Genomic DNA, 19368 nt, shown 5'->3' on the forward strand with positions numbered 1-19368 from the left:
ACCTGCTCCCGGCACCCAGGCGGGCGGTGCGCTGACGGGACCTGCTCGCCGCTCCCCGGTGGTCGATCCCACCCTCGCCAGTCGCGGCGGGGGCAGTCTAGCCGCCGGTGCGGGGGTGGCCGGAAGGGCCCCGGCGACCGGTTCAGCCGATGCGGACGGTCCGGCCGTCGACCGCGTAACCCTCGCGCGCGAGGCGCCCGACGACGTCGACCAGCAGCTCCCGCTCGACCGCCTTGATGCGCTCGTGCAGGCCGGCCTCGTCGTCGCCGTCGAGGACCTCAACCGCACGCTGGGCGACGATCGGGCCCGTGTCGACGCCCGCGTCGACCAGGTGCACGGTGCAGCCCGTGACGCGCACGCCGTAGGCCAGCGCGTCGCGCACGCCGTGCGCGCCGGGGAAGGACGGCAGCAGCGCCGGGTGCGTGTTGACGATCCGCCCCCCGAACCGCGCCAGGAACGGCTCGCCCAGGATCCGCATGAAGCCCGCCAGGACCACGAGCTCGGGGTCGAACACCTCGACCGTGCGCGCGAGCGCCGCGTCCCAGGCCGCGCGGTCGGGGAAGTCCCCCGGCGCGACGACGGCCGTCGCCACGCCCACGGCCTGCGCCTTGGCCAGCGCGGGCGCGTCGGCGGTGTTGCTCACGACGGCGACGACGCGCGCCCCGTAGGCCGGGTCGCCGTGCGCCGCCAGGAGCGCCGCGAGGTTGCTCCCGGTCCCCGACACGAGGACGACGACGCGCGCCTGACGCGGCACGACCGCGGCCTGCGGCGGGGGCGGCGTCGGGCGGGCGGCGGGGTCGGCGTCGGGCGCGGTGGGCGGCACGGCGGCGACCCTACCGGGGCGCCCGGACGGGGCGCAGGCGTCCGCGCGGCGGAGGGGACGCCGCCCCGGATGGAAGACTGGCGCCGTGGAGGACCCGTACGCACCGCCGCCTGACGCGCCCAAGCCCGGCCGAGGTGCACGCACGCGCGGTCCGCGTCCGGAGCGGGTGGCCGGTCAGCGTCCTGCGCCGGTGCCGCGAGCGCCGCGGACCCCGCCGCCGGCACCCGACCCCGAGGCCCTGCGCGTCGTCCAGCGTCGGATGGGCACGTTCCTGCTCCTGGTGCTCGCGGCGCTGCTGACGTCCCGGCTGCGCCTGCCGTGGCAGCTCGGCAGCCTGGCGTTCGTCCTCGCGGCGCTCGGCACCGGGGTGTGGGCGCTGTCGGGCGCGCGGCGCCCCGGCCTGCGCGAGCAGGTCGCCCCGATGCTGGTGGTCGGCCTCGTGTTCACGGTGATGCTGGCGCTGTCGATGTCGTCGTCGTTGGTGCTGTGGTCCGAGCAGATGACGCACCAGGACTGCCTCGACAACGCGGTGACGCTGTCCGCCCGCGAGTCGTGCGACAGCGCCTACCGGGACGCCGTGGAGCGCCGGCTGGACCAGCTGACGAACCCGACGCGCGACTGAGGTCAGTCGTCGGCCGACCCGTCGGGCGCGGCCTCGGCCGACCCGTCGGGCGCGGTGTGGGGCGCGGGGTGGGGCGCGGGGTCGGGCGCGGCGTGAGGCGCGGCGCCGTCGGCACGCGCGGCCGACCGGCCGGCGCGGCCCCGCAGCCGCGACCAGGCGCCCCGGAGGGCGGCGCGCACCGCCGCGTCGGTGGGGACGGCGACGACCACGGCCCCCAGACCCGCCAGCAGGGCGACCGTCCCGCCCACCAGCAGGGGTTGCGCCCCGACCTCGGACATCCGGCCCGGCCCGGCCGAGCCCGCGGCGAGCGCCGTGGCGACGCCCACGACGAGCCCCGCGACGAGCCCCGATCCCACGGCCGCGCCGAGGGGCTGCCAGGGCGAGCGCGGCTCGAGGCGCCGGTGCAGCCACCACCCGGCGATCGCGCCCGCGGCGACGACCAGCAGCGGCACCCACGGCCCGGCACCCGAGGGCTCGGCGGGGAGCGCACCGAGCAGCGGGAGCGCCGGCATCGGCCCGCTCACCACCTCCGTGGGTGAGAACACGGTCCCCTGCCCGACGGCGAACCCCGGCCCGGCGAGCCAGGCCAGCGCCCACAGCACGAGGTTGGGGACCAGCGACAGCTGCGCGACGGCCATCACCAGGCCGCTGAAGGTGTCCAGACCGAGGCCCACGATGACGTCGCCGGTCGCCGCCCGGCCCGACAGCGCCCAGCCGACCGTCACGGCCGCGGCCACCGCGAGGAGCGCCGCGGGGACGAGGGCGCCCGCCCGCGCCGCCGCCCGCGCGACCGGCGGCACCCGGGACCACAGCGGCCGCGTCACGACGGCGAGCCGACCGGGCCGCAGCAGACCCCAGCCGAGACCGATCGCGGCGATCAACGTCGCGCCGATGAGCGTGCGCGCCACCGAGCCCCACCCGGCACCGAGCGGCCCGGCGTCCCCGGCCAGCAGCGTCACGAGGAGGACGGCGACCAGGTAGCCACCGATCCCCGCCGCCCAGGCGCCGGGCGTGGGGTAGGCCGAGCGCCGCGCGGACGCGTGGGCGGCGAAGAGCGCGAGCACCGTGACGCCGAGGGGCACGATGGTCAGCGACAGCCCGCCCACCTGCAGCGCGCCCCCGTGACCCATGAGCCACAGCGCGGCGCCGACCGCCACGGAACGGGTCCAGCCGACGTCGGCGTTGGCCGGGTCGGCCGAGGTGGCGACGTAGGCCGCCAGGGCCGGGGTGACGACGGCGAGCACCGAGAGCAGGGCGGCCTGCACGCCCGCCAGCGCGCCCGACACCCAGCGCGGCGCACCGCCGATGACCGTGCTCCGGGCGACGACCTCGGGGGCGTCGCCGGGGAGGACGGGCGCGCGCTCGGGGCGCTCGGGGCGTGCAACGCGGGACGCGCGGGCGGGCCGGGTCGCACCGGGGGTGCGGGCGGTGCCGGGGGCGCGGGAGGGACGCGGCGGCTGGTCCGCGCCCGACGCGCGGGGGGCGCGCGGCGGCTTGTCCGCGCCCGACGCGCGGGGGGCGCGCGGCGGCTGGTCCGCGCCCGACGCGCGGGGCGACGGTGCGCCGCGAGGGACCCGTGGCGCTCGGGAGGCCGGGGGGTCCGGCGTCGGCGTGCGGTCGCCGCGGTCTGCGCCGGGGCGGGACGCCGGACGGGACGCCGACGCCGAGGTGCGCGCCCGCCCGTCGGGGGCGCGGCGCGGGGCGGGCGGTCGGGTCACCGCTCCATCGTCGCCGCCGCGCCGCGCGTCGGCCGCCGGTGACACGCCGCACCGTGTGGAGCGTTGGTGACGGACTCGCCGGGCGTGTCGGTCACCAACGCTCCACGCGCGGGCGGAACGCTCCACACCTGGGTGGAACGCTCCACACCTGGGCGGAACACTCCACGCGCGGGGCCACGGGTCGGGCCCCGTGGGCGCGACCGTGGCAGCGGTGCCGGGTCAGAGGGTGGCGAGGAGCTCCCGCATGAGGGCCGCCGTCTCGCTCGGGGTCTTGCCGACGCGGACGCCGACGGCCTCGAGCGCCTCCTTCTTCGCCTGGGCGGTGCCCGACGAGCCGGAGACGATGGCACCCGCGTGGCCCATCGTGCGTCCCTCGGGGGCGGTGAACCCCGCGACGTACCCGACGACCGGCTTGGTGACGTTGTCGCGGATGAACGCCGCCGCCCGCTCCTCGGCGTCGCCACCGATCTCGCCGATGAGGACGATCGCCTTCGTCTCCGGGTCCGCCTCGAACGCGGCGAGCGCGTCGATGTGCGTGGTGCCGATGATCGGGTCGCCGCCGATGCCGATGCAGGTGGAGAAGCCCAGGTCACGCAGCTCGTACATCATCTGGTAGGTCAGCGTGCCGGACTTCGACACGAGGCCGATCGGGCCGGGGCCGGTGATGTCGGCGGGCGTGATGCCGACGTTCGAGCGCGCCGGGCTGATGATGCCGGGGCAGTTCGGGCCGATGAGCCGCACGTCGGCCGCCTGGGCGGCGGCGAAGAACTCGGCGGTGTCGGCCACCGGGATGCCCTCGGTGATGATCACCACGAGCGGCATCCGCGCGTCGACGGCCTCGAGGACCGCGCCCTTCGCGTGGGCCGGGGGCACGAAGACCACCGAGACGTCGGCGCCCGTCGCGGCCATCGCCTCCGCGACGGTGCCGAACACCGGGACGTCGATGTCGCCATCGGGCGCCGGGAAGGTGACCGACGTCCCCGCCTTGCGCGGGTTGACGCCGCCCACGATCTGCGTGCCCGCGGCGAGCATGCGCGTCGTGTGCTTCATGCCCTCCGAGCCGGTCATGCCCTGGACGATGACCTTGGAGGCCTCGGTCAGGAAGATCGCCATGTCGCTGTCGCTCTCTCTCGTCTCGAGGTCTCAGGCCTGGGGGGTGCGCGCCGCGTGGGCCGCGTGGGCGAGCTCGGCGGCCTTGTCCGCGCCGCCGTCCATCGTGTCGGCGAGGGTCACCAGCGGGTGCGCGGCCTCGCGCAGGATCCGCCGGCCCTCCTCGACGTTGTTGCCGTCGAGGCGGACGACGAGCGGCTTGGTCGCCGCGTCCCCGAGCATGCCCAGGGCCGCGACGATGCCGTTCGCGACGGCGTCGCACGCGGTGATCCCGCCGAAGACGTTCACGAAGACCGCGTCGACCTGGGGGTCGCCGAGGATGACGTCGAGGCCTGCGGCCATGACCTCCGCGGAGGCGCCGCCGCCGATGTCGAGGAAGTTCGCCGGGCGCACGCCGCCGTGCCGCTCGCCCGCGTACGCGACGACGTCGAGCGTGCTCATGACCAGGCCGGCGCCGTTGCCGATGATCCCGACCGAGCCGTCGAGCTTGACGTAGTTGAGGTCGTGCTCCTTGGCCTTCGCCTCGAGCGGGTCGGTCGCGGCGGCGTCCTCCAGCTCGGCGTGGTCGGCGTGCCGGAAGTCCGCGTTCGCGTCCAGGGTGACCTTGCCGTCCAGGGCGACGATCCGGCCGTCCTCCGTGCGCACCAGCGGGTTGACCTCGACGAGCGTCGCGTCCTCCTCGCGGTAGACCGTCCACAGGCGCTCGATGACGTCGGCGACCTGCGGGGCGACGTCGGCGGCGAAGCCCGCGGCCGCCACGATCTCCTCGGCCTTGGCGCGGTCGATGCCGACCTGCGGGTCGACGGGGACCTTGGCGAGGGCCTCGGGCCGCTCGACCGCGAGCTGCTCGATCTCCATGCCACCCTCGACGGAGCACATCGCGAGGTAGCGGCGCTCGGCGCGGTCGAGGAGGACGGAGAAGTAGTACTCCTCCGCGATGCGGGCGCCCGCGGCGACCATGACGCGGTGCACGGTGTGGCCCTTGATGTCCATGCCGAGGATCTCACCGGCGCGGTCGGCAGCCTCCTGCGGCGAGTGGGCGAGCTTGACGCCGCCCGCCTTGCCGCGGCCGCCCGTCTTCACCTGCGCCTTCACGACGACGGTGCCGCCGCCCAGCCGCTCGGCGGCCGCGCGGGCCTCCTCGGGCGTGGTCGCGACGATGCCCCCGAGCACGGGGACGCCGTGCTTCTCGAACATGTCCCGGGCCTGGTACTCGAACAGGTCCACCTGGTCGGTCCTCCCTCTCGCGGGCACGGTCGCCCGGGATGTCGTCACCATCGTCGGCCGCCTGATCGTAACCGCGCGCGCCAGATATCTTCACATCGAGAGATCTTGGTCGCGGCATCGATCCGGTGATCGCCGTCTGCCTGCGTCGTCAACAGCCCCCGCCGTCCGAATCATCCTTGTCCGTCCCGAATAGTACACTTGTGCTAACTCGGGACGGAAGGGTGGGCATGACGAGCACGGGTGAGAGCGTGGCGCTGCTGCGTCAGCTCGCCCGCGAGCTCGCGAGCGCCGACGTCGCGACCCTGCCCCCACGGGACGCCGAGGCGCTGCACCGCGAGCTCCGGGCGGCGACCGACCAGCTGCAGTCCGTGGCGGCGCGGCTTCTGGCGCGCGTGGAGGACGGCGGTCGTTGGGTGGGCGCGGCCCGCACGTTCCCGGAGTGGGTGGCCCGGCAGACGCGGTCGTCGGTCGGGGCCGCGCGCGGCCAGGCGCAGCTCGGCCGCGCGCTCACCGACGCGCTGCCGGGCACCGCGGGCGCCGTGGCACGCGGGGAGATCACGCTCGAGCACGCGGACGTGATGGCGCGGTTCGCGGCGACGTCCGACGCGCGGCGCGACGCACTGGCCGCCGATGGAGGCCGCGCGGAGGCGGCGCTCCTGGCCAAGGCACGCCTCATGCGCGCCGACCGGTTCCGCACCGAGGCGAAGCGCTGGGCCGCCGCCGTCGACGCGCAGGCGCACGAGCGCGAGCACGCGGCCGCGCGCGCGAAGGAACACCTGTCACTGCTGCGGCCGACCGACGGCGTCGCGATCTCCGGCTTTCTCACCGTCGAACGCGGCGACCTCCTCGCGACGGCGCTGAGGGCCGTCACCGGCGTCCCGTCGGCGGACGACGACCGGCCGTCCGAGCAGCGGCACGCCGACGCGCTCGTCGGGCTGGCGCGACTGGTGCTCGACAAGGGGCTCGCAGGGGGTGGCGGGCAGGTGCGCCCGCACATCACGGTGCACGTGGCGTGGGAGACGTTCCTCGGGCTGGCCGGGCGGGCGGGCGTGGCGGACGAGGTGCCGGCCGAGCTCGCCGACGGCGAGCCCATCCCCCGGTCCGTGCTCGAGCGCATCGCCTGCGACAGCGAGATCGCCCGGGTGGTGTTCGGGCCGACGGGCGAGCTGCTCGACGTCGGGCGGTCGCAGCGCACCTTCACGGGTGCGCAGCGGCACGCGGTCGTCGCCCGGGACCGGACCTGCGCCTACCCCGACTGCGACCGCCCGCCCCAGCTCGGCGAGGTGCACCACGTCGCGTGGTGGGTCCGCGACAGCGGGCCGACGGCCGTCAAGAACGGCGTCCTCCTGTGCTGGTACCACCACGACGTGGTGCACCGGGAGAACCTGGCGATCACGCGGCGCCGCGGTCGGTGGGAGTTCCGAAGACGGGACGGCAGCCGCATGGGCCCGCCGGCGGCGGGTGAGGACGGGCCGGCACCCGCCGGCGGCGCGCCACCGGGAGGGCGCGCGCGGGCGCGCGGCGCAACGACGGGCGACGCGGACGGGCGGGCCGCGCCACCGGACGGGCAGGAGACCCTGCGCATCGCCGGGTGACCTGCGGGCCCGCGCCCTACAGCTTGGTGACGGGTGAGTAGCGCAGCAGCAGCCGCTTGACCCCGTCGGTGCCGAAGTCGATCTTCGCGACCGCGTTCGCGCCCCCCCCCTCGACCCCGACGACCGTGCCGAGCCCGTAGGAGTCGTGCGTCACCTTGTCGCCGATCGCGAGCGACGGGGTGTCACCCACGGGGCGCTTGCCCGACCCGAACGAGGGAGTCCCCGCGTCGCGCGGTGCACCGACGGGACGCCCCGTGCCGGAGTGCACCGGCGCCGCGCCCTTGCGCGTCGTCACCGGGCCCGAACGGCCGGCAGCACCGCCGCCAGTACCGCCACCCCCGCGCGACCCGCCCCACGCCGACGCACCGCCGCCCCAGCCGGAGCCCGACCCGCGCAGCGCCTGCATGCTGGACTCGCGGCGACGCCAGTCCACGACCTCGTCCGGCAGGTCGTCGAGGAACCGGCTCGCCGGGAACTCGTTGGGGACCCCCCACGCCGTGCGCACGGCGGCCCGGGAGATGTACAGCCGCTGCCGCGCCCGCGTCAGCCCCACGTAGGCCAGCCGCCGCTCCTCGGCCAGCTGGTCCGGGTCCGCGAGCGACCGCATGTGCGGGAAGGTCCCGTCCTCCCACCCGGTCACGAACACCACCGGGAACTCCAGGCCCTTCGCCGTGTGCAGGGTCATCAGGGTGACCTGCCCCTGGTCGGGAGCAGCATCGCCGCCCTCGTCCGCGTCGGGGATCTGGTCGGAGTCCGCGACGAGCGAGACGCGCTCGAGGAAGTCCGACAGATCGCCCTCGGGGTCGCTCTGCTCGAACTCGGTCGCGACCGCGTGCAGCTCCGCGAGGTTGTCGACGCGCGACCCGTCCTGGGGGTCGTCGCTCGCGCGCAGCTCCGCCAGGTAGCCCGTCCGGTCGAGGACCGCCCCGAGCACCTCCGCCGGCCCGGCCTCCGCGGCCAGCTCACGCAGCCCCGCGAGGAGCCCCGCGAACTCGCGCAGCGGCGTCGTCGCGCGCGGCGACAGCCCGTACACCTCGTCGAGCCGGTCCAGGGCGGCGCCGAACGAGATCCGCTCACGCTCCGCGAACCCGGCGATCATCGCCTCCGAGCGCTCCCCCAGCCCACGCTTCGGCACGTTGAGGATCCGACGCACGTTCACGTCGTCGTCAGGGTTCACGATGGCGCGCAGGTAGGCGATCGCGTCCTTGATCTCACGCCGCTCGTAGAACCGCGTGCCGCCGACGACCTTGTAGGGCAGGCCGACGCGGATCAGCACCTCCTCGAGGGCGCGGCTCTGCGCGTTCGTCCGGTAGAAGATCGCGACGTCGGCCGGGCGGACGTCGTGGTCGTCGCCCAGGCGGTCGATCTCCTCGGCGACGAACCGCGCCTCCTCGTGCTCGTTGTCCGCGACGTACCCGACGATCTGCGGGCCCGCCCCCGCCGCGGTCCACAGGCGCTTCTCCTTGCGGCCCGGGTTCTTCGAGATCACGGCGTTCGCGGCCGTCAGGATGGTCTGGGTCGAGCGGTAGTTCTGCTCGAGCAGGATGGTCCGCGCGTCGGGGTAGTCCGCCTCGAACTCGAGGATGTTGCGGATCGTCGCCCCGCGGAACGCGTAGATCGACTGGTCGGCGTCACCGACGACCGTCAGCTCCCCGGGCGTCGCGCTCTCGTGCGCCCCCACCAGCTCGCGCACCAGTACGTACTGCGCGTGGTTCGTGTCCTGGTACTCGTCGACGAGGATCTGCCGGAACCGCCGCCGGTAGTGCTCGGCCACCTGCGGGAACGCCTGCAGCAGGTTGACGGTCGTCATGATCAGGTCGTCGAAGTCGAGCGCGTTCGCCGCGCGGAGCCGCTGCTGGTACCGCGTGTAGACCGCGGACAGCACCTCGTCGAACTGGTTCGCCTCGCCCGCCGACGCGCCGCTCGACCGCGCGTAGGCCTCCGGGTCGACGAGCTCGTCCTTGAGGTTCGAGATCCGGTGCGCGAGCCCCTTCACCGGGAACTTCTTCGGGTCCAGGTCGAGCTCGCGCCCCACCAGGGTGAGCAGGCGCTGGGAGTCCGCGGCGTCGTAGATGGAGAACGTGGACCGCAGGCCGAGCGTCTCGTGCTCGCGCCGCAGGATCCGCACGCACGCCGAGTGGAACGTCGACACCCACATCGCCCGCGCGGCCGGCCCGACGATCTGCTCCACCCGCTCGCGCATCTCGCCCGCGGCCTTGTTGGTGAAGGTGATCGCGAGCACCTCTCCGGGCCGCACCTGGTGCGTGGCGAGCTTGTGGGCGATACGGTGCGTCAGCACGCGCGTCTTGCCCGAACCCGCGCCCGCGACGATGAGGAGCGGGCTCCCCGCGTGCAGCACCGCCTCGCGCTGCTGCGGGTTGAGCCCCTCCAGCAGCGCGTCGGCGCGGGCGCGCGCCTCCGCCTCGCGCTCCGCCTCGCGCTCGGCCGCGCGGTCCGGCGCGTCGTCCCGGCGCGGGGGCACGACGCCGGGCAGGCGGGCCTCGGCGTGCACCACCACCTCGGGCAGGCGCACCCCGGCGGGGCGGTCGGGCACGCGCGCCCCGGCGGATCGCGCGTCGGGCAGCACAGGGAGATCAGGGAAGAGCGTCATGGCCCCACAAGCCTAGGCGGCGCCGGGGACTCGGCCGGACGGGGGATCGTTGCCCCCTGCGGGCGGTTTCACCTGGTCCGACCGGGTGATACCGGTACCGGACGCCGTGTCCCGCTCACTATCCTCGCGGTGCCGGGGGGCAGGCAGCCTCGGCACCCCTCCCCCGCTCCCGAACGGACTCACGTGGCAGCCGACCGCCCGGACCCGATCGACCCCCACCACCTGCGCACCCGCGAAGAGCTCGCCGCCGCCCTGACCGCCCTGCGGCAGGCGCGCGGCCTGACGGTCCGCGAGGTGGCCCGCGAGTCCGGCCTGCCGATCGCGACCGTCGGCGGCTACTTCTCCGGCCGCCACCTCCCGCCCCTGGCGACGCTGCCCCAGTTCGTGCGCCTGCTCACCGTGCTCGGCGTCGACGACGACGCCCTCGGCACCTGGACCGACGTGGTCAACCGGATGCGCCGCGCGCCCGGGCCCCGCCCCGGGGACGCGCCCGTCCCCTACCGCGGCCTCGTCACCTACCAGGCCGAGGACGCCGACTACTTCTTCGGTCGCGAGGAGCTGACGGCGAACCTCCTCGCGCGCGTCACGGGCGCCCCCACGACGCCGATCGTCGTGGTCGGCCCCTCGGGCTCGGGCAAGTCCTCCCTGCTGCGGGCCGGACTCGCGGCCCGGCTCACCGCGAAGGGCCGGCGCGTCGTCGTCGTCACGCCGGGTCCCGACCCGCTCGGCGCGCTCGGCGACGCCGGAGCGCTCGCCCCCGGCGACGTCCTGCTGGTCGACCAGCTCGAGGAGCTCTTCACCGGTGGCCACGAGCGCGCCGAGGTCGACACCCTCGTGGCGAGGCTGACGACCCTGCACGACGCCGGCACCTGCGTCGTCGTGGGCCTGCGGGCCGACTTCTTCGACCGCGCCCTCGAGACCCCCGGGCTCGCCACCTGGCTCACCGCGAACCAGGTACCCGTCGGCCCGCTGTCGGCCGAGGCGCTGCGGCGCGTCGTGGTGGAGCCCGCTCGCGTCGCGGGGATCGAGGTGGACGAGGCCCTGGTCGAGGTCCTCCTGGCCGAGGCCACCGGACGCTCCGGGTCGAACGGCACCGCCCTCGACGCCGGCGCCCTGCCGCTGCTCTCCCACGCGCTCTACGCCGCCTGGCTGGCCTCCTCGGGACGTCGCCTGACCCTGGCGCACCTGAAGGAGGTGGGCGGCTTCGCCGGGGCGATCGCCCAGACCGCCGAGCAGCTGCACGACGCGCTCGGCCCCGCCGAGCGCGTCGTCGAACGCGCGACCCTCCTGCGCCTCGTCCACGTGCACGAGAGCGCCACCGTCACCCGGCGCGCGGTCCCGGCCGAGGACCTCTCCGCCTCCGAGGTCCGGGGCGTCGTCGAGGCGTACACGCGGGCCCGGCTGCTCACCTCCGACCGCGGCAACGTCCAGCTCGCCCACGAGGCCCTCCTCGTGGCGTGGCCGCGCCTCGCCGGCTGGGTCGAGGAGAGCCGGGACGGCCTGCGGATCCGCAGCCGGCTCGGCACGGCCGCCCGGACCTGGCACGAGTCCGGGCGCGACCCGGACCTCCTCTACCGCGGCTCCGCCCTCGAGCAGGCCATGAGCTGGGTCACCGGCCCAGCCGCCCCCGCCGGCCTGAGCGCCGCTGAGTCGGCCTTCCTCGACGAGAGCACCGCCGCGGCCACCCGCGCAGCTCGCGCCCGCCGCCGCTCCGCGCGTCGGCTGCGGCTCCTCGCGGCCGGCCTCGCGGTCCTCGCCGCCGCCACGGGGGGCCTGACCCTCGCGGCGATCTCCCAGGCCCGGGCGATCGCCGACGAGCGGGACCTGGCCGTCTCCCGGCAGCTCGCCGTCACGGCGCAGTCCCTCGCCGCGACCGACACCGCCCTCGCCGGGCAGGTCGCGGTGGGCAGCCTCGCCGCGGCCGACACCGTGGAGGCGCGGTCCGCGATCCTCAGCGCCTCCGGCCGCGGCGGCATCGCGCGGCTGCCGCTCGTCGACGGCATCGTCAACGCCCTCGCGGTGAGCCCCGACGGCGGTCTCGTGGCCGCCGCGACCGACGCGAGTACGCTCGCGCTCGCCTCGACCGCGGACCGGCTCACGACCGGCGTCTCGCTGACGGTCCCGGACACCGCCCTGTACGGGGCTGCGTTCAGCGCGGACGGCACCCTGCTGGCCGCCGCGGGCGACGCGGGCTCGCTGCACCTGTGGGCGACGCACGACGGCGCCCCCGCCGCGCTCGGCGTCACGGGCGAGCCCGTCGGGGCGACCCTCTACGACGTCGCCTTCTCCCCCGACGGCGCCGTGGCGGCCGCGGCGGCCTCGGACGGGCTCGTGCACCTGTGGTCGGTCGGCGACGACGGCGCGGAGCCGGCCGGGAGCGCACAGCTCTCGGAGACCGGCCCGGCGCAGACCGTCGCCTTCGGCCCGGACGGCACCCTCGTGGCGGGCGGCGCGGACGGCCTCGTGCGGTTCTGGGACGTCACCGACGCGGAGGCGCCTGCGCCCCTCGCGGAGCTCGTCGCGGGCGGCGGGCGCATCACGAGCCTCGACCTGTCGGCCGACGGGCGCACGCTGGTCGTCGGCTCGACCGACACCTTCGCCTACGTCTGGGACGTCACCGACCCGGCCGCACCCGTCGCCGGCCCCCGGCTGGAGGGCGCGGCGAGCTGGGTCAACGACGTCGACGTCGACCCGGCCGGCGCCGTCGTCGCCGGCGCGAGCTCGGACAAGCAGCTCTGGCTCTGGGACGCCGCGACCGGCGTCGTCCGGCAGGCCCTGGCCCACCCGACGACCCTGCTCGCGGGCGTGTGGTCGCCGCAGGGCGACCAGCTGTACTCGGCCGGCGCCGACGGCACGCTGCGCGCCTGGGACGCGGCGACGTCGGTGCTCACGGGGTTCGGCTCCATCCCGGGCCAGGGCGTGTTCGAGGGCACCCTGCTCTACACCGCGAGCGCCGACGGCCTGCGGGTCTGGGACGCGGCCGATCCCGACCGGATCGCGCCCCTCGGCCAGGCCGGCGCACCGGAGTCCGCCACCCAGCTCGACGGCGCCCTCGACGTCTCGTCGACGGGGCTCGCCGTCGCCGGGGACACCAACGGCTCCCTGCACGTCTGGGACGTGCGCAGCCCCTCCCGGCCCCGGTACGTCCGCTCGGTCCAGCCGCACTCCGCATGGGTCGACGCGATCGCCTTCACCGCCGACGGGTCCGCGATGGCCGCCTCGTCCGACGACGGCTCGATCACCCTGTGGGACACCAGCGACGGCGTCCGCGACGAGCCCACGGCCCGCCTCGGCGACCTCGGCGGCTACGTCTACACCGTCAGCTTCTCCCCCGACGGGCAGACCCTGGTCGCGTCCGTGCTCAGCGGGAAGGTGCTGCTCATCGACGTCCGCGACCTGGCCGAGCCGGTCGTGGTGGGCTCGCCCGAGACCGGGCCGAGCGGCTACGTCTACAGCGCCTCCATGAGCCCCGACGGCCGCACGGTCGCCGCGAGCGGCAACGACAAGTCGATCTGGCTGTGGGACGTCACCGATCCCGCCCGGCCCACCCCCCTGGGCGCGCCCCTGCTCTGGGCGGACGGCTACGCCACGAACGTCTGGTTCAGCCCGGACGGGACCCTGCTGGCCGGCGCGATGACCGACGGCACGGTGCGCCTGTGGGACGTCACCGACCGCGAGCACCCGCTCCGGTGGGCCAGCCTGGCGGGCGTCGCCGGCACCGTGTACGGCCTCGACTTCTCGCCCGACGGCCGCCACGTGAGCGCTGCCGGCGGCGACCGCACGGTGCGCGTCTGGGAGACCCGGCCCGACGAGGCGCGCGACGAGCTGTGCGAGGACGCCCGCCGGGGCACGCCGATCACGGCCGAGGAGTGGGAGCGCGTCGCCGGCGACGTCGCGATGCCGGACGTGTGCTCCTGAGCCTTCCGCCGGGGCATGCGCTCAGACGAGCAGGCGCTGGCCCAGGTACTCCCCCGGCGCGACGCCGCCGGGCACCGCGAAGACGGCCGAGCCGATCGGCGTCGTCCAGGTGTTGAGCAGGTCCAGCTCGTCCAGCCGGCGCTGCACCGGCACGAACTGCTCCGCGACGTCGGCCTGGAACGTGACGAAGACGAGGCCGGCGTCGCGCCCCGCGCCGTCGTCGTAGTTGTAGCCCCGGCGCAGGAAGCGCTGCCGCGGGTCGTCCGTGCGCGCCCGGCGGATGTGCGCGAAGCCGGGGATGACGGTCAGGCCGTCCGGCCCGGTCGCCGCGAGGTCCGGCTCGTCGTGCTCGGCGTTCCCGGTCAGGGGAGCCCCGTCCGCGAGGCGCCGCCCCACGGTCTGCTCGCGCGCCGGCCGGTCCAGCGCCTCCCAGGTGTCCAGGTTCATGGCGATCCGGCGCACGACCATGCCCGTGCCGCCCGCGAGGGGACCGTCGCCCACCCAGATGAGGTCGTCGTCTCGCCCGGGGACCAGGTTCCGCGTGCCGTCCACCTGCCCGAACAGGTTCCGCATGGTGGTGCCCGACGGCACCGCGCCCGGCGCGTGGCGGAACCCCTGCTGCACCCAGCGCACCTGGGCGAACGTCGACGCCTGCCGCACGAGCACACGCGCGGCGTGCGCGAGCGTCACCTGGTCGTCGGCGCAGAGCTGGAGCACGAGGTCGCCGTCGGACCACTCGGGCCGCAGCGCGTCGACGCCGAACGGCGGCAGCGGCCCCAGCCACCGCGGCACGCGGTCGGCCCGCCGCGCGACGCGGAAGACCTCCGGCCCGAACCCGACCGTCACGGTGAGCGACGCGGGCACCGCGGCGAGCTCCGGCTCGCTGTCGGCGAGCCCGGGCTCTCCCCGGGTGAGCCGCGCGGCGTCGTCGGTCCAGATGCGCAGGAGGCGCACGAGCGCGTCGCGGTCCACGCCGCCCGCCAGGTCGAGCGCGACGAGCGTGAGGAAGGCGGGCGGGGGCGTCGCGACGCCGGCCTGGCGCTCGCCGTGGAAGGGCACGACGGCGCGCCCTCCGGCGTCCTCGGGCGCGCCCTGCGCGCCACCCACCGTGCCGCCCACCACGCCGCCCACCGCGCCGCCGACGGCGACGCCCGCGAGCCCGGCGGCGCCGACGAGGAAGCCGCGACGGCTGACCTGGTGGGCGCTCCCGTCGTCAGCCATCGGCCGGCTCGTACTCCTCCTGCCCGCCCGCGAACGTCCGCACCACTGCGACGACGTCGACGGTCGTCACGTCCGCGGTCTCGAGCGTCAACTCGACCTCGTCCCCGGGCTCCAGGGGGGCCGTCAGCTCCATGAGCATGATGTGGTCCCCGCCGGGCGCGAGCTCGTGCTCGCCGTTCGCCGGCACGGTGAAGCCGTCCTCGACGGGCGTCATCACCATCGAGCCGTCCTCGCCCATCGCCGTGGTGTGCAGCTCCACGCGGGCCGCCGCGGCGGACGTCCCGGCGACGACGAGCACGTCCTCGCCGGTCTCGTTCACGAGCGTCCCGAACAGCCCGGTCATGCCCTCGTCGGTGGCCTTGACCCACGCGTCCGTGACGGCCAGCCCGCCCCCGGCGTCGTCCCCCGATCCGCACGCGGCGAGGCCGGCGCCGAGCGCCAGGGCCGCCAGGAGGGAGGTCGCGATCATCGTCGTCCGGCGCATGCCAGACACCGTAGACGATCTTGGTACAGATACCCAAGGGGGTATGCGGGCTCCTCAGAGCAGGCGGCGCGCCGCCGCCCACCGCGTGAGCTCGTGCCGCGACGACAGCTGCAGCTTGCGCAGCACCGCCGACACGTGCGTCTCGACGGTCTTGATCGAGATGAACAGCTCGGACGCGACCTCGCGGTAGGAGTAGCCGCGCGCGATCAGCCGCATGACCTCGCGCTCGCGCGCCGAGAGCCGGTCCAGCTCGTCGTCCCCGGTCGCGATGTCGCCCGCGGCCGCACCGAACGCGTCGAGCACGAACCCCGCGAGCCGCGGCGAGAACACGGCGTCCCCGCCCGCCACGCGCCGGATGGCGTCCGACAGGTCCGGCCCGCTGATCGCCTTGGTCACGTACCCGCGGGCCCCGCCGCGGATGACCGCGACGACGTCCTCGGCCGCGTCCGACACCGACAGCGCGAGGAAGCGGACCGAGCCGAGCAGGTCCGCGCACTGCTGCAGCACCTCGGCCCCACCGCCGCCCATCCCGCCGGGCAGGTGCACGTCGAGCACCACCACGGGCGGCTGCAGCGAGCGGACCAGCGCGATCGCGCTCTCGACGTCGTCGGCCTCGCCGACGACGTTGATCGACGGGTCGAGCGAGGCGCGCACGCCCGCGCGGAACATGAGGTGGTCGTCGACCAGGATGACGTCGAGCTGCTCAGACATGGTTCTCCCTCGGCAGGCACAGGTGCACCTCGGTGCCGCGGCCCGGCCTGCTCTGCACAGTGGCCGTGCCACCCCGGCGGGTGACGCGACCGATGATGGACTCTCGCACGCCGAACCGGTCGGTGGGCACGGTGTCGAGGTCGAACCCCTCGCCGTGGTCGCGCACGAAGACCTCGACCTGCGCGTCAGTGACCTCCAGGTACAGCGAGTACGGCGCCTTGCCGTGGCTCACGGCATTCACGAGCGCCTCGCGCGTCGCCTGCAGCAGCGCGTCCGTCCCGGCGTCGGGCACCGCGTCCCCCACCACGACGACGTCCACCGCCACCGCCCGCGTGTCCTCGACCTCCGCGACGACGCCCCGCAGGTCCGAGGCGATCGACGTCCCCGGCGTGCGCCGGTCGTCGTACAGCCACTCGCGCAGCTCGCGCTCCTGGGCGCGGGCCAGGCGGGCGACCTCCTCGGCGTCGGTCGCCTGCCGCCGGATCAGCGCCAGGGTCTGCAGGACGCCGTCGTGCAGGTGGGCGGCGATGTCGGCGCGCTCGGACTCCCGGGCGCGCGCCGCGCGCTCGTCGCCCAGCTCACGCACCAGCCGCAGCCACCAGGGCGCGAGCACCAGCGCGGAGCCGATGAGCACCGCCACCGCGGCGACGGCCGACCGGATCAGCGCCTCCATCGGCTGCTCCTGGCCGACGACGAGGAACACCGCCAGCCCCACCAGCACCGTGCCGCCGACCAGCCGCAGCACGCTGATCGGCATGCGCCCGACGGCGGCGCCGTTGCGCCGGTCCCGCTGGATCGCGTCGAGCTGGCTCCACGCCAGCGCGATGCCCGCGAGCGCGATGAGCGCCGGCAGCACCCACGAGCTGCCGATCTCCGCGCCGTTGCGCACCGCGATGAGGAGCACCGCTCCGGCGATGAGCATGAGCCCAATGGCGATCTCGCCCACGGGCAGGGTGCGGCCCTGCTGCCGCAGCCGCGGCGCGAGCCGGCTCAGCGACGGCGGGCGCGCCTCAGCCGCGACGACCGACGGGTCGCCGACCGGCACCGTCACCCAGAACCACAGGTAGAGGAGTACGCCCGTGCCCCCGGCGAGCGTCAGGAGCACGAACGACAGGCGGACCACGCCCACGGGCACGCGCAGGTGCAGGGACAGGCCGCGGCAGACTCCGCCGACGACGCGTCCCTGCGGCGGGCGCCGCAACGGCAGACGTGGTTCCACGAGGAGCATCGTCACACGTCAGACACCCTGCGAACGCGCGTCGCGGCCGCAATCAGGTGCGGTTCAGGGTGCGGCGACGGCCCCGCTCAGGGCCTCGGGCCGGCGCTTTCAGGGTCGGCTCAGGGCCGTGCCCCGATGTGGGGTGCACCGCCCGCACGGCAGGCTCGGTGCCATGGACGAGACCCCTGCCCAGCAGCCGGGCCCGACGGCGCCCGGCCAGACCCCCGGTCAGAACCCGGGGGACGCCCCTGCCCCCGCTCCCGGCGACCAGGGCGGCTACGCCCCGCCGCCCACCACGGGCGCCGACGCGTTCTTCGACAACGTGCGCCGCATGGGCGTCGTGCGCTCCGAGGAGCGGTGGATCGGCGGCGTCGCGGGCGGCCTCGCCCAGCGGCTCGGCATCGACCCGCTGATCGTGCGGGGGCTCTTCGGCATCGGCGCGCTCCTCGGCGGCATCGGCCTCGTGCTCTACGGCGTGGCGTGGCTGCTCCTGCCCGAGCAGCGCGACGGGCGCATCCACGTCCAGCAGCTGTTCCGCGGCGACTTCGACGCCGCGGTCATCGGCGGCTTCGCCGCGATCCTCATCGGCTTCGGCGCCCCGGACGCCTGGGGCATGCCCTGGTGGGGCAACCGGCACGACGCGTGGTGGGGCGGCCTCGTCGCGATGATCGCGGTGGTCGTCATCATCGTCGTCGTCGCGTCCAACGCGAGCCGCAACCGCGGCGCAGGAGTCGGCCCCCGCACGTCGCTGCCCCGTACGCCACCGCCGTACGGCCCGGCGCCCTACGGGCCGGCTCCGTACGGGCCGCCGCCCTTCGGCGGCGCTCCCGCAGGCCCGGCCCCCTTCGGCGCAGCACCCACCTCCGGGCCGGTCTACGGCCCCCCGCCCCGCCCCACGACCTACGGCCCGGCCACCCCGGCCGCCGCCCCCCGATCGGAAGGAACCTCGATGTCCGCCGCCCCGCCCGCCGCTCCGGCCCCGGCCCCGCAGGCGTACGGCCCTGGCCAGCCGGGCTACGCCTACGGCCAGACGCCGTACCCGCCGCACCGCCCGCCGGCCCCCGCGGGACCGCAGACCGCGCTGCCGCCCGTGCGCTCCGGCCCCGGCGGCCGCCCCGTGGGCATCGTGTTCGCCCTGAGCCTCCTCGTGCTCGCCGGCCTGCTGTACGCCGAGCGGATCGGGCGGTTCGACCACCCGGTCCTGCTCACCGCCGCGGCCGTGATGGTCGTCCTCGCGGGCCTCGGCATCGCGATCGCCGGCGCGCTCGGCCGCACCAGCGGCGGCCTCGGCGGGCTCGCCATCGTCACGCTGCTCGTCATCGTGCCGATCAGCGCCGCGTCGGACATCAACTGGTCGAACGGCCGGTTCGTCGGCGACGCCGAGTACCGCCCGACCGAGGTGTCGGTCGCCGAGGAGGGCTACTCCATCGTCGCCGGCAACGTGGTGATCGACCTCACCGACCTGCCGCTCGACACGGACGTGGTGACGGTCCCCGTCAACCTCGGCGCCGGCGAGCTCCGCGTCGTGCTCCCCGAGGACGGCGCCTACACCGCCCGCGTGCGCCAGACCGCCGGTGACTTCACCTGGCTCGACGACGCCACCCGGTCCGGCGTCGGGGACGGCGGCTGGCGCACCTACGAGTCCCAGGCGGTGCGCGACGGCGCGGAGCCCCAGCTCGAGCTCGAGCTCACGCTCGGCGCCGGCGAGCTCACCGTGGAGGAGGGGCGATGAGCACTCCCGACGAACGGCCGACCCAGCCGCTGCACACGACGCCGGACGACCCCGGCACAGCCCCCCAGGAGGACACCATGACCAGCCCGCTCGACACCGGCCCCGAGGACACCGCAGCGCCGACCCAGCCCGCGGTGCAGGGCCCGCCCACCGCCGCGGCACCGCCCGTCGCACCGGTCCGGCCGCAGCGCGGCATGCGCGTCGGCACGATCGTCTGGGGCCTGGTGCTCGCCGCCATCGGCGCCGGGGTGCTGGCCTGGGCGATCGGCCTGACGTTCGACGTCGAGCTCGCGTTCATCGTGCTGGTGGCCGCGGCCGGCGTCCTGCTCCTGGTCGGATCGGTCGCCACGACCGTGCGCCGACGCCGCTGACGAGGC

Annotated in this window: 14 protein-coding genes and 1 riboswitch; of the genes, 5 read left to right on the forward strand and 9 right to left on the reverse strand. The window is 76.0% G+C overall.

The window, feature by feature from the left end; translation table 11 throughout:
- Positions 1–6 precede the first annotated feature (6 nt).
- Positions 7–95: riboswitch (ZMP/ZTP riboswitch) on the reverse strand.
- A gap of 47 nt (positions 96–142) precedes the next feature.
- The gene (purN, locus tag AFE02nite_RS12480) at positions 143–823 is read right to left on the reverse strand and encodes a phosphoribosylglycinamide formyltransferase (RefSeq protein WP_146819763.1); all 681 of its coding nucleotides are present in this window, start codon (positions 821–823) and stop codon (positions 143–145) included.
- A gap of 190 nt (positions 824–1013) precedes the next feature.
- Here purN and AFE02nite_RS12485 point away from each other — a divergent pair, with 190 nt between their 5' ends.
- A complete protein-coding gene (locus AFE02nite_RS12485) occupies positions 1014–1445 on the forward strand; it encodes a hypothetical protein (RefSeq protein WP_146819764.1) in 432 nt (143 codons plus the stop codon).
- A gap of 2 nt (positions 1446–1447) precedes the next feature.
- Here AFE02nite_RS12485 and AFE02nite_RS12490 read toward each other — a convergent pair whose 3' ends face one another.
- The 3 genes from AFE02nite_RS12490 to sucC form a co-directional block, all read right to left on the reverse strand.
- Positions 1448–3163 carry a cell division protein PerM gene (locus tag AFE02nite_RS12490; RefSeq protein WP_146819765.1) on the reverse strand — a complete coding sequence of 572 codons (1716 nt, stop codon included), beginning with the start codon at positions 3161–3163 and terminating at the stop codon, positions 1448–1450.
- 219 nt (positions 3164–3382) lie between these two features.
- On the reverse strand, positions 3383–4276 hold the full coding sequence (gene sucD, locus AFE02nite_RS12495; RefSeq protein WP_034249307.1) for a succinate--CoA ligase subunit alpha: 894 nt from the start codon (positions 4274–4276) through the stop codon (positions 3383–3385).
- A gap of 30 nt (positions 4277–4306) precedes the next feature.
- Positions 4307–5500, reverse strand: a complete 1194-nt coding sequence (gene sucC, locus AFE02nite_RS12500) for an ADP-forming succinate--CoA ligase subunit beta (RefSeq protein ID WP_034249304.1) — start codon at positions 5498–5500, stop codon at positions 4307–4309.
- A gap of 227 nt (positions 5501–5727) precedes the next feature.
- Here sucC and AFE02nite_RS12505 point away from each other — a divergent pair, with 227 nt between their 5' ends.
- Positions 5728–7095: an HNH endonuclease signature motif containing protein gene (locus AFE02nite_RS12505; RefSeq protein ID WP_146819766.1), complete on the forward strand. Its 1368-nt coding sequence runs from the start codon at positions 5728–5730 to the stop codon at positions 7093–7095.
- A gap of 16 nt (positions 7096–7111) precedes the next feature.
- On the opposite strand, the gene pcrA is transcribed toward AFE02nite_RS12505, so the two are convergent.
- Entirely contained in the window at positions 7112–9706 is a 2595-nt protein-coding gene (gene pcrA / locus AFE02nite_RS12510; RefSeq protein ID WP_146819767.1) for a DNA helicase PcrA, read from the reverse strand.
- Between the two features lie 183 nt (positions 9707–9889).
- Between pcrA and AFE02nite_RS12515 the strand changes: the two genes are divergently transcribed.
- Positions 9890–13624: an nSTAND1 domain-containing NTPase gene (locus AFE02nite_RS12515; protein ID WP_146819768.1), complete on the forward strand. Its 3735-nt coding sequence runs from the start codon at positions 9890–9892 to the stop codon at positions 13622–13624.
- Between the two features lie 21 nt (positions 13625–13645).
- On the opposite strand, the gene AFE02nite_RS12520 is transcribed toward AFE02nite_RS12515, so the two are convergent.
- From AFE02nite_RS12520 to AFE02nite_RS12535, 4 genes are read right to left on the reverse strand one after another with little or no spacing between them, the layout of a single operon-like run.
- On the reverse strand, positions 13646–14845 hold the full coding sequence (locus AFE02nite_RS12520; protein ID WP_146819769.1) for a Dyp-type peroxidase: 1200 nt from the start codon (positions 14843–14845) through the stop codon (positions 13646–13648).
- Positions 14838–15329 carry a copper chaperone PCu(A)C gene (locus AFE02nite_RS12525; protein WP_034249115.1) on the reverse strand — a complete coding sequence of 164 codons (492 nt, stop codon included), beginning with the start codon at positions 15327–15329 and terminating at the stop codon, positions 14838–14840. Before AFE02nite_RS12525 ends, AFE02nite_RS12520 begins: the two co-directional genes overlap by 8 nt.
- Before the next feature lie 54 nt (positions 15330–15383).
- Positions 15384–16040 carry a LuxR C-terminal-related transcriptional regulator gene (locus tag AFE02nite_RS12530; RefSeq protein WP_034249113.1) on the reverse strand — a complete coding sequence of 219 codons (657 nt, stop codon included), beginning with the start codon at positions 16038–16040 and terminating at the stop codon, positions 15384–15386.
- Positions 16033–17268, reverse strand: coding sequence for an ATP-binding protein (locus tag AFE02nite_RS12535; RefSeq protein WP_034249112.1), 1236 nt, complete (start codon positions 17266–17268; stop codon positions 16033–16035). The genes AFE02nite_RS12530 and AFE02nite_RS12535 overlap by 8 nt, the downstream gene beginning before the upstream one ends.
- A 163-nt stretch (positions 17269–17431) precedes the next feature.
- Here AFE02nite_RS12535 and AFE02nite_RS12540 point away from each other — a divergent pair, with 163 nt between their 5' ends.
- Entirely contained in the window at positions 17432–18991 is a 1560-nt protein-coding gene (locus AFE02nite_RS12540; protein ID WP_146819770.1) for a PspC domain-containing protein, read from the forward strand.
- Positions 18988–19362 carry a hypothetical protein gene (locus tag AFE02nite_RS12545; protein ID WP_034249772.1) on the forward strand — a complete coding sequence of 125 codons (375 nt, stop codon included), beginning with the start codon at positions 18988–18990 and terminating at the stop codon, positions 19360–19362. Before AFE02nite_RS12540 ends, AFE02nite_RS12545 begins: the two co-directional genes overlap by 4 nt.
- Positions 19363–19368 lie beyond the last annotated feature (6 nt).

It is taken from the genome of Actinotalea fermentans, assembly GCF_007991475.1.
In the GTDB taxonomy this organism is placed as follows: Bacteria; Actinomycetota; Actinomycetes; order Actinomycetales; family Cellulomonadaceae; genus Actinotalea; species Actinotalea fermentans.